Raw genomic sequence first — 8,904 nt, 5'->3', positions numbered from 1 at the left:
AGCCACATCAGCAGCGCCAGCGCGTGCCAGTGTTGAATCTGCAGGATGCGCGTGAGCATCACGCTCGCCCAGCCCAGCAGGGCCACATCCAGCCACGCCCGCGCATACACGAAGGCCGCGACGGCCAGCGTGCCCAGCAGGAGCATCAACCGGAACGCCGTGTTGCGCGCGTGCAGCGCCAGCGGGTTGCTCCGCGGGAAGAGGGGCAGTGAGGGCGAGACGAGCCAGAAGGTGTACAGGCTCGCTCCGCCCAGGACCACGGCCACCGCCAGGGCGCACCAGTCCCGGGCCCGCCACTCGCGCCACTGCCGCTCCCGGAGGATGAGGTACGCCGCGTACAGGGGCAGCGGTGCGAAGAAGAAGGCGCGGTAGTGGAGGAAGGCGGCCGCGCAGTAGGCCACCAGCGCCGCCAGTCCCCGCCGCTGGTGGAGGAAGCGCCCACAGAGCACGAGCGGTGCGAGCATGGCGACGTCATAGATACCCTCCAGCGACCAGCGGACGGTCTCGCTGTAGAGGAGCACCCCCCCGAGCAGGCCGAGCGCCCCCGTCCGCCCTGGCGACTCCAGCGCCCCGCGCAGCACGAAGTAGAAGCCCACGTGCGCGGACAGCAGGAAACCGAGGATGAGCAGGTGCATCGCGCCAAAAAAGGAGAGCGACGTGAAGTGGTAGGCGAGTGACACCGGCGCGACGAGCAGCAGGACCCCGGGTGGGTAGGGCCGCGGCAGGTGCGACCAGTTGAGCATCAAGGGCTTCTCGAGGGTCCACCCAGGCACGGAGAAGATCTCCGCCTCCGCGATGTAGGGCCGGAGCTCCTCGGACACCTGCCGCCGCTCCTCGGTCGTGGCGGAGGGGAAGCGCTGGCTGACAGGGAGGGTCCAGACGCAGGTGCCGCAGAGGGTGAAAAGCCGCGCCGCGTTCATGTGCGAGGAGTGATCCGTGAACTCCGTCCCCGACAGCCCGCCAAAGGGAGGCTTGTAGGGCAGCGAGAGGAACCGTCCGCCCACCACACAGAAGGAGAGCGCCGTGAGGACAAGCGCCAGTACGGGGGGCGACAGGCGGAAGGAGCGCGGCCGGGACATGGCCCCGCCATCTAGACGCCCGGAGGGTCCAACACAAGAGCAGCGGCCCACCTGCATGGCGACCGCGAGGCGGAGTGCCCTCCAGGCAGGCGTGGCGTTGGGAAGGCGCCCTGTCCTTTACGCCAACTGTGCCGGGCCTATGCGGCGCTTATCCCTGAAGGTCATGGCGAACCATGGGCGAGCAGGGGCAGGACTCATCGTCTTTCTGTGCGTTCTGTCGGCGTGTGGCACCGAGCAGGGCTTCACCCGGCAGGAGCCGCCCACGGACGCGCAGGTGGAGGAACTCCGTGCCGCGGCGCTCCCCTTCCAGGCCGACCCCGCCCGGGAGACGCTGCTCGGACAGGACCTCGCCTCGGTGGACGTGGTGCTGCTGGGCGAAGACACCCACGGCACCCGCGAGTTCTACGAGCTTCGCTCCCGCATTACCCAGTACCTCATCGCCGAGCACGGCTTCACCGCCGTGCTGATCGAAGGGGACTGGCCCGAAGCCTCGCCCGTCAACGCGTACGTGCGTGGCGAAGAGGACGGACCGGATCCGCTGGCCGGCTTCGCCAGCTTCCCCAACTGGATGTGGCGCAACGAGGAGGTTCGCGGCCTGGTGGAGTGGATGCGCGCACACAATGCCCAGGCGCCACGCAAGGTGGGCTTCTACGGGTTGGATCTGCAGAACCTGGACGCGGCGCTCACGCGGGCGGTGGCCTACCTGGAAGGCATCTCCCCGGAGTCTGGCGAGCGGGCGCGCGGCTACCACGCGTGCTTCCGGCGCGCGGGCCGGGGCGGCGAGGCGTACGGCCCCGAGGCGGCGAGAGGCGCGGTGGTGTGCACGCGCGAGGCCGCGCAGCTGCTGGAAGACGTGGAGGCGCAGCGGTCCGGCGCCGAGCAGCGCGGCGAAGCGGCGCTCGAGGCATGGTTCGACGCGCGCGAGAGCGCCCGCGCGGTGAAGGACGGCGAGGCGTACTACCGGGGGATGTACCAGGGAGAGAACTCCTGGAACATCCGGGATCGGCACATGCTCGGAGTGCTCCAGGCGGTGACGGAGCACCACGCTCGCACTGGCCAGCGGGCCCGCGTCATCGTCTGGGCGCACAACACGCATGTGGGCGATGCACGCGCCACGAGCATGGCGGCTCAAGGCGACCTGAACCTGGGCGAGCTGGTGCGCACCCAGTGGGACCGGAGCACCTTCCTGCTCGGCTTCACCACCTACGAAGGGGCCGTCACCGCCGCGTCGAGCTGGGGCGGCGCGCCCGAGGACAAGCCGTTGGCGCCCGCGGTGGAGGGCAGCTACGAGCACCTGTTCCATCAGCTCGGCCTGCCCCGGTTCGTCGTCCGGTTGCGGGGTGACACGCCCGAGGTGCTCCAGCACCTCCGCTCGGAGCGAGCCGTCGGCGTGGTGTTCCAGCCCTCGCTGGAGCGCGCGGGCAACTACCTGGACGCGCGGATGGCGGAGCAGTTCGACGCGGTGATCCACGTGGACAGGAGCACCCGGGTACTCCCGCTCGGACGTTGAGCCAACCGTTTCCTCAAAAAGGGAGGCCCTGGGGAAACTTTTTCCCGCTTGGAACGATAAGACTTGGAGAGTCCCCGCCGTAGGCGCCAATCCGGGTGTCCACAAGTGGCCTCCAGGAACCGGCCATGACGAAGGTGAACAAGTCCTCCCCGAGCTACACGTCCAAGGGCTACGGCACCCGGAGCGAGGACACGACGCCGGCCGCGGACACGGAGCGGAATCGGGTGGACACCTCCAGGACCTCGGCCGACCCGGTCCGGTCGCGGGGCGCCCAGGCCACTCAGGGCGCCCAGGCCACTCAGGGCGTCCAGGCCACTCAGGAAACGTCCCCTAGTGCCCAGGCGGACTACTGGAAGGACAGCTTCGCGCCCGCCGTCGCCTCCGCCACCCCCGCCGCGGACTCCGCCATGCCCGCCGTGGCCTCCGCTCCCGCCTCACCGGTGCAGGCGGCGGTGGGGTCCATGAGCTCGGCGAGCAGAGGGAGCGGACAGGAGCCGGAGCCCATCGATCAGGTGGGCGGCGTGTATGGCAACGGGGACCAGCAGAACGACCTCGCCTATGACGGCGGCATCATCGACGGCGAGGGCAACGTCTACCCGCCGGGCACCCCGGTCGAGGGCCTGACGCCCACCAGCCCCAACAACGGCCAGCCGGCCAACGGAACGGCCTACTTCATCAACGGCATCCAGAACGACGCCAACTTCCAGACCACGAGCATGCAGAGCGTGGCCAACGCGGTGGGTACCGACGTCTTCGGCATCCACAACGCCACGTATGGCAAAGGCTTCGGCATCATTGATGATCTGGTGCAGTGCCTGACCGACAAGACGCCCATCGCGCAGGACCTCTTGAACGATGCCACCACGTCGCTGGCTGGCACCATCACGCAGGACCTGGCTGCCGGAAATCCCGTGCACCTGATCGCCCACAGCCAGGGAGCCCTGGTGACGGCCAACGCGCTGGAGCAGGTGAAGGAGGCACTGACCGAGGCTCACGGCGCCGAGAGGGCCGAGGAGATGCTGTCCACCGTCCAGGTGGAGACCTTTGGAGGTGCCGCGGCCAGCTTCCCCTACGGCCCGCAGTACGTGCACTACCTCAACGACTACGACATGGTGGCCATGGATACGGGCCTGGGCACCATCGAAGACCCGGCCGAGCGCCAGGCCGCCGCGGGAGGCGACCGCGCCGCCATCCACTTCATCCGCGACGACCCGCGGCAGGCCACGCCGAACCGCCGCTTCAACTTCAGCGCCCATGACTTCAATGAGGGCTATTTGAGCCACCGGCTGCCCTTCGAGGAGGCGCTCGCCAACAACAGTGACCTGGATGGGCGGACCAGCCCGGTGCAGGAGGGCGACGGCGCTCCCGCGCACTACGCGGCGCCGACGAACCCGGCGGCCGAGCTGACCGAGCGCCGGGCGACCGAGGCGGCCGCCAACAGCGCGCACGCCCTGGCGGACGTGGAGGCGGCGGTGCGGAGCGGAGACCTGGCGGCGGCCCGTGAGGCGGCGGCCCGCGTGGAGGAACTCGCTGGCGTGGCCCAGCAGGCCTCGGACAGCACCCCCGCTCTCGTGGACTCCGCCCTCCAAGAGTCCAATGAGGCGTATCAGCGCGCATGGGATGAGCGGGAGCGCGCGCTCCAATACACACTCCTGGGCCTACCCGCCCCCGAGGGCCTCCCGCCGGTGCCGGAGGCCGATCTGAACATGGCCCACGTGCTGGAGCAGCAGGCGGACCTCAACACGGCGCTGCGGGACTCGGCGCGTGCGGCGGAGCAGGCCCGGAGCCATGCGCGGCGGGCCGCCGAGTTGGTGGCGGCGCTCGAGCAGCAGGGGGGCCTGTAGGAGGGAGGGGGCCAGTCGTTGCCCGCCTGCGCCTGCACTTGCGCCTCGTCGGCCTTGTATTGGGCATACGCCAGGAATTCCACCCATCCAATGGCTGACACCACACTGGCAGAGCCGCAGTCGGCGTGTCACCGCGGGCACCCGCACTTGTAGTCCTGCCGTCTCCGCTCGGCCGCGGCCTGCGGTCACGCGCGAGCGGGACGTGGGCCACACAGCGAGCGTAGCGCGTCACGCTCAACCGTGGAGAGCACCGTGACAGGGTACTTCGGATTGCCGCTCGCGCGATCGAAGAACGGATGTGGCCACGTCTTGCCGCGGAGCTTCCAACCGAGCACCTTGCGGAACGCACGCGCGAGCAGGCGCACGTTCGGCTTTACCGACCCGGGCGGCGGATTGCCAATCGCGAACTTGCCGAGAATCCCACCGCGCGGCGCGCCGAAGACTTCGTCACACGGGCGTGCATTCGGCGCCCGCTGGAACAGCTCGGTGACGATCCCGACGAACGGTAGCCGCGGCGACACCGTGTTGCCGAGCGGCGTCTTGCAGCAGCTCGCGTACCAGCGATAGAGGCCCTCGGGCGTGAGGCGCACGGCGGTAACGAGTTCGATGCCACGATCGAACGAGAGCGTCGAGGGGGCGACCTGCACGATATCCGAGCCACCGTGCTCGTCGAGCAGCTCGGCGCGGCCGAGGTGGTGCAGGAACGCCTGACAGTCGTCGCAGTAGCAGACAACGCGGTTCACCGTGTCTGGCGCCGCATCGCGCAGCCATCCGTGGATCTTTCCGCAACGACACTGGAGCTCGACGTCTCGAGACATGGGAACGCCGCATATCACCTTTTGACGCGCGATGTGCGTGCTTGCGCCGGAGATGGTCAAAGGATTCGAAACGCGGAACGAGACTCAGCACACCGGCGCGGCCTCGTGCGGATGCAGCAGCTCGACGCAACGATGGCGGCCAGCGAAGGCGCGTGCAACGGCAACAACACCATCACCAACGGCACGGTGGAGCAGACCTGCACCGCGTCGGCGACCGGCCAGGGCCGCGGCGCTTCGGGCGTCTGCGCACCGCGCGCGACGAGCGGGTTCCAGGGCTGCATCCTCTTCTGAGCCTCTCCTGCCGGATGACCCGGTCGCTGAGCGAGCAGGCATCAGCGGCGGGGACGCCCGTGCTCCGGGTTGATCGCCGCTCGAGTCGGGCCCAGCTTCCATTCATGAAGCTGTCCGTCATGCCTCCAGTATCGCCCATGCTCGCCAAGCTGGTGCGAGAACTCCCGGGGGAAGGCGAGGTGCTCTACGAGCCCAAATGGGACGGATTCCGCGCCATCGTCTACCGCGACGGGGACGAGGTCATCCTCGGCAGCCGCAACGAGCGGCCGATGACGCGCTACTTCCCCGAACTCGTCGAGTCGATACGCACGCATCTGCCGCGCCGCTGCGTCGTCGACGGTGAAATCGTGATCGTGGGCGAGGACGGCGGGCTCGATTTCGACGCGCTGTTGCAGCGCATCCACCCGGCGGCTTCACGCATTCGGAAGCTCGCGGTGGAGACGCCCGCCTCGTTCGTGGCTTTCGACCTGCTCGCGCTTGACAAGCGCGACTTGCGGCCACGGCCATTCCACGAGCGCAGGAAGTTGCTCCAGAAAGCGCTCGCGGGTGTCCGTGCGCCGATTCACCTCACGCCCGCCACGCGCAGCCGCGAGGTGGCCGAGGCCTGGTTCCGCCGCTTCGAGGGCGCCGGGCTCGATGGTGTCGTCGTCAAGCCGCTCGCCCTGCCGTACCTCGAAGGCAAGCGCGAGATGTACAAGGTGAAGCACGAGCGCACCGCGGACTGCGTCGTCGGTGGCTTTCGCTGGCACAAGGACGGCCAGGGCATCGGCTCGTTGGTGCTCGGCCTCTACGATGAGCAAGGCACGCTGCACCACGCGGGCGTCGCCACGGGGTTCACCGCGAAGCAACGGGTGGAACTCGCGAAGAAGCTCGAGCCGTACCGAAAGCGGGCAATGGAGACGCACCCCTGGCGCGAGTGGGCGGAGGTGGAGGACGACGCGGTCCGGATGCCGGGGGCCCAGAGCCGCTGGAGCGCGCAGCGCGACCCGAGTTGGGAGCCCGTGCGCCCGGAGCTCGTCGTCGAGGTGGCGTACGACCACCTGCAGGGCATGCGCTTTCGTCACGCCACGCACTTCCGAAGGTGGCGCCCGGACCGAACGCCGCGCTCGTGCACCTACGCGCAATTGGAGCGCTCGGTCCCGGCCGAACTCGCCGATGTCTTCGCCTCCGAGCTCGAGGCCGCCACTGCCCATTGAGTTTCCGGCCTTGGCGCCCGGGTCGGCTCAACGGCTTCCGCCGCGACGCGGCTGTCGCCGCGCACGTGCCGCGAGCGCCGGTTTCGCGCGGAGAGCGCCCGCGTGGGGCGGTGCACGCAGCGGCTCGTCCTTCTGCTTCTCGAAGTGCGGAGGGAAGGGGGCTTCACCGAGCCCCGCGGCCTTCTGTCGCTCGAAGAGTTCAAGAAGGCTGTCGAGCGTGAAGGCACGCGCATCCATCTTTCCCCAGACGTCGCCGAGCTTCTTGTAGCGCCGGGGCACCGTGGCGAGCGTGAGTTCCTCGGGCTCCACGTCCGCGACCTCGTCCCAGCGCAGCGGACAGGACACGCGCGCTTCGGGGTTGGCACGCACGGAATAGACAGACGCGATGGTCCTGTCCTTCGCATTCTGGTTGAAGTCCACGAACACCCGCCGTCCGCGCTCCTTCTTCCACCAGGCGCTCGTCGCCTTGCGCGGCATGCGCCGCTCCACCTCCCGCGCGAGCGCGAGCGCGGCGTGGCGAACCTGGATGAAGTCCCAGTGCGGTGCGAGCCGGACATAGACGTGCATGCCGCGCGACCCGGACGTCTTCGGGTAGCCAACGAGCCCGTGCTCCTCGAGCACCTCGCGCACGCACAGGGCGACCTCGCGCACGGTGGAAAAGCGCACGCCCGGCTGCGGGTCGAGGTCGATGCGGAGCTCGTCCGGGTGCGAGAGGTCGCTCCGGCGTACCGGATGCGGGTTGAAGTCCAGGCAGCCGAGGTTCACCGCCCAGACGACGTGCGCCAGGTCCACCGGGCAGAGTTCGTCCGCGCTCCGGCCGCTGGGAAAAGTCACCTCGGCGGTTTGGAGCCACTCGGGCGCGCCGACCGGAACCCGCTTCTGGAAGAAGAATGCGCCTTCGGCGCCGTCCGGGTAGCGCTTGAGGGCGCACGGGCGCTCGCGGACGCCGCGAAGCACACCTTCACCGACGGCCAGGTAGTACGCGATGAGGTCGAGCTTCGTCTCGCCGCGCGCGGAGAAGAAGACCTTTTCCGGCCGGCTGATGCGCACGTGACGACCCGCGACCTCCAAATGGGTGAACGTGTCGGACATGTCATCAAGTTAGATCCACCTGGAACGGGGTGACCGAAGTGAGGGCAGAGCGCCCGGCAGCTCGGCGACCGAGCGGATCCTGGCAGTCAAGCGTTGGAACTGCCCTGGAAGGAGGCAATCCGGCAAGGGCTGCGACCCTCCTGCGGCTCCTGCTCTCGTAGGCCTCGAACCACCTGAACAGCCAGGGGCTCCTCGGAAGCCCGTGGGAGGCTGCAACAGTGCCCCCATTCCGCGTGGCCAGCGCCAGGCACGATGTAGAGTTCCTTCGGTTCGGAGGCCTTCTTGAAGGCGTGCTCGCTGAAGATGCGTGAGTGCGCTTGGTCGCCCGTGATGAACAACACCGGGCGCGGGGAAATCCAATCAAGATGCTCGAAGGACCAGAAGAGCGACATGGCAGCGCCACTGGTGAGCGACATCGCCGTGGTCGAGCGCGGATGGTGGCCGCGCGGCGTGCGGTAATAGTCGAAGAACTCTCTATCAATCGCCGACGAATGCTCGGTGATGACTTCGGGCGTTCCAATCACCATCGCTCGCTGTCCACCATCCACTTCCGCCCAGCGTTGCGCTGCAATTTTCTCCAGGTTCTTCCTGAGTCCGGCATTCTCCGCCTGGCCTCTCCCCCGGCCCGGTGCACAGCCCCATGACCCCTTCCGCGGCCCTCTCCAGGCTCACCGGTCAGCCGCCGATGGTTGTGCGGACAGGGGCCCGTCGCGAGATGGCCATGCCTTCGGGCCGGGCCTGATAAAAGGGGAGCCCATGTCCACTCCGTCCACAGCCGTCCTGCTCGAGGTGGAGGGGGCCGTCGCCACCCTCACCCTGAATGATGCCGCCCGCCGCAACGCGATGACGCCCGAGCTCGGAGAGACGCTGCGTGGCCGGGTCGCCGAGCTCCAACAACGCCCCGACGTGAGGGCGGTCGTCCTCGCCGGGGCTGGCGGAACGTTCTCCGCGGGGGGAGACCTCCAGATGCTCGAGCGGCTGCGCCGGGTGTCCTCGGAGGAGGCGCGCACCTTCATGCTCGACTTCTATGCGCGCTACCTCTGCGTGCTGGAGCTGCCGGTGCCCACGGTGGCC

At 68.9% G+C, this 8,904-nt stretch carries 9 protein-coding genes; 5 read left to right on the top strand and 4 right to left on the bottom strand.

The genetic code is table 11. From position 1 onward, the window contains the following. Positions 1-1,079: hypothetical protein (locus tag VF794_RS37865; RefSeq protein ID WP_331118254.1), on the bottom strand; the 1,079-nt coding region annotated here is incomplete at its 3' end. A 163-nt stretch (positions 1,080-1,242) separates the two neighbouring features. Here VF794_RS37865 and VF794_RS37860 point away from each other — a divergent pair. Both VF794_RS37860 and VF794_RS37855 read left to right on the top strand, forming a co-directional pair. Then, complete coding sequence (locus VF794_RS37860; RefSeq protein ID WP_331118252.1) at positions 1,243-2,589, top strand: erythromycin esterase family protein; 1,347 nt, start codon at positions 1,243-1,245, stop codon at positions 2,587-2,589. A 125-nt stretch (positions 2,590-2,714) separates the two neighbouring features. Further along, positions 2,715-4,433 carry a hypothetical protein gene (locus VF794_RS37855; RefSeq protein ID WP_331118250.1) on the top strand — a complete coding sequence of 573 codons (1,719 nt, stop codon included), beginning with the start codon at positions 2,715-2,717 and terminating at the stop codon, positions 4,431-4,433. A gap of 185 nt (positions 4,434-4,618) precedes the next feature. Here the strand turns inward: VF794_RS37855 and VF794_RS37850 are convergent, their stop codons facing one another. Next, positions 4,619-5,251: a DUF6151 family protein gene (locus VF794_RS37850; protein WP_331118248.1), complete on the bottom strand. Its 633-nt coding sequence runs from the start codon at positions 5,249-5,251 to the stop codon at positions 4,619-4,621. A 132-nt stretch (positions 5,252-5,383) separates the two neighbouring features. On the opposite strand from VF794_RS37850, the gene VF794_RS37845 reads away from it, so the two are divergent. Both VF794_RS37845 and VF794_RS37840 read left to right on the top strand, forming a co-directional pair. Beyond that, complete coding sequence (locus tag VF794_RS37845) at positions 5,384-5,542, top strand: hypothetical protein (protein ID WP_331118246.1); 159 nt, start codon at positions 5,384-5,386, stop codon at positions 5,540-5,542. Positions 5,543-5,646: 104 nt separating this feature from the next. Continuing rightward, positions 5,647-6,738, top strand: coding sequence for an ATP-dependent DNA ligase (locus tag VF794_RS37840; RefSeq protein ID WP_331118243.1), 1,092 nt, complete (start codon positions 5,647-5,649; stop codon positions 6,736-6,738). A gap of 27 nt (positions 6,739-6,765) precedes the next feature. Here the strand turns inward: VF794_RS37840 and ligD are convergent, their stop codons facing one another. Continuing rightward, positions 6,766-7,830, bottom strand: coding sequence for a non-homologous end-joining DNA ligase (gene ligD / locus VF794_RS37835; RefSeq protein WP_331118241.1), 1,065 nt, complete (start codon positions 7,828-7,830; stop codon positions 6,766-6,768). Positions 7,831-7,916: 86 nt separating this feature from the next. Continuing rightward, positions 7,917-8,357, bottom strand: a complete 441-nt coding sequence (locus VF794_RS37830) for an alpha/beta hydrolase (protein WP_331118239.1) — start codon at positions 8,355-8,357, stop codon at positions 7,917-7,919. A gap of 229 nt (positions 8,358-8,586) precedes the next feature. Here VF794_RS37830 and VF794_RS37825 point away from each other — a divergent pair. Continuing rightward, on the top strand, positions 8,587-8,904 hold a 318-nt coding region (locus VF794_RS37825; RefSeq protein ID WP_331118237.1), incomplete at its 3' end, for an enoyl-CoA hydratase/isomerase family protein.

The sequence above is a fragment of the Archangium sp. genome (assembly GCF_036389735.1).
Taxonomy (GTDB): domain Bacteria; phylum Myxococcota; class Myxococcia; order Myxococcales; family Myxococcaceae; genus Archangium.
The sequence above is the reverse complement of the archived record's forward strand: the minus strand, read 5'-3'. Positions and strand labels throughout refer to the sequence as shown.

Excerpts from the sequence above, each read along its gene's own strand:
- VF794_RS37860 (WP_331118252.1), top strand. The coding sequence starts at position 1,243 with ATGGCGAACCATGGGCGAGCAGGGGCAGGACTCATCGTCTTTCTGTGC.
- VF794_RS37855 (WP_331118250.1), top strand. The coding sequence starts at position 2,715 with ATGACGAAGGTGAACAAGTCCTCCCCGAGCTACACGTCCAAGGGCTAC.
- VF794_RS37850 (WP_331118248.1), bottom strand. The coding sequence starts at position 5,251 with ATGTCTCGAGACGTCGAGCTCCAGTGTCGTTGCGGAAAGATCCACGGA.
- VF794_RS37845 (WP_331118246.1), top strand. The coding sequence starts at position 5,384 with ATGGCGGCCAGCGAAGGCGCGTGCAACGGCAACAACACCATCACCAAC.
- VF794_RS37840 (WP_331118243.1), top strand. The coding sequence starts at position 5,647 with ATGAAGCTGTCCGTCATGCCTCCAGTATCGCCCATGCTCGCCAAGCTG.
- ligD (WP_331118241.1), bottom strand. The coding sequence starts at position 7,830 with ATGTCCGACACGTTCACCCATTTGGAGGTCGCGGGTCGTCACGTGCGC.
- VF794_RS37830 (WP_331118239.1), bottom strand. The coding sequence starts at position 8,357 with ATGGTGATTGGAACGCCCGAAGTCATCACCGAGCATTCGTCGGCGATT.